At 35.2% G+C, this 960-nt stretch carries 1 protein-coding gene; it reads left to right on the top strand.

What is annotated here, in order from left to right; all coding sequences use genetic code 11:
- The coding region (locus HRG09_RS28140) for an Rpn family recombination-promoting nuclease/putative transposase (protein WP_174104077.1) at window positions 1-842 on the top strand (842 nt) is incomplete at its 5' end.
- Between the last annotated feature and the right edge of the window lie 118 nt (window positions 843-960).

The following is a 960-nucleotide window of genomic DNA, read 5'->3' as shown; positions in this document are numbered from 1 at the left end:
CAAGTGGAAATGAAGATATTTTAATTGCTTTTTTAAATGCTATGTTGCAAGGTTCTTTAGAATCACCTATTGTTTCTTTACAATTAGAAGACCCACACTTGCATCGAGAACATGAAGAGGATAAATTATCGATTTTAGATATTTCCCCTACATTAGATACAGGCACAAAGGTAAATGTGGAAATACAGTTGAATAACAATCATGACATGATTAAGAGAAGTTTATATTACTGGGGAAGACTATATACATCCCAACTACAAAAGGGGATGCCATATAGTTCTCTTCACAAAACAATTACAATAAATTTGTTAAATTTCGTTATGTTTCCTGAATACGAGGCATTCCACACAACAGGAATCCTATGGAATCAACAGCAACAAAAGAAATTAAGTGATGATATTGAAGTTCATATTGTGGAGATTCCAAAACTCATGCAACAGTGGCGGAATGAACAAGTAAATCCCTGGGAAGATTCATTTGTTCGTTGGTTATTATTACTTCCAGCGAATGAAGATGAACAATTAACCCAAACATTGGAGGATATTGCGATGAACCAAGACCCTATTTTACAAAAAGCGATGAATAAATGGGAACGTATGAGTCAAGATTCTTCTTTCCGACAAGCGTACGAAGCAAGGGAAAAAGCTCTCATGGATGAGGCCGCAAAGTTCGCTCATGCTCGTAATGAAGGGAAAAAAGAAGGTATTCAAGAAGGGGTTCAGCAAGGGAAAATACAAATGATTAAAGGTATGCATGAGCTTGGTGTACCAATAGAAACGATTGCAAAAGCAAGTAAATTAAGTATAGAAGAAGTTGAGCTTATTTTGAAAAAAAATTCATAATAAACAACTAAGATAGTAAAAGAGCCACAATCCCCAATGGCTGAGATTGTGGCTCTTTTACTATGCAAGAAGAGAAAAAACTAGCTTCTACAACAGAAGCTAGTTAACGTAAAATTCG

The sequence above is a fragment of the Bacillus sp. Xin1 genome (genome assembly GCF_013314535.1).
Lineage (GTDB): Bacteria > Bacillota > Bacilli > Bacillales > Bacillaceae_G > Bacillus_A.
The sequence above is the reverse complement of the archived record's forward strand: the minus strand, read 5'-3'. Positions and strand labels throughout refer to the sequence as shown.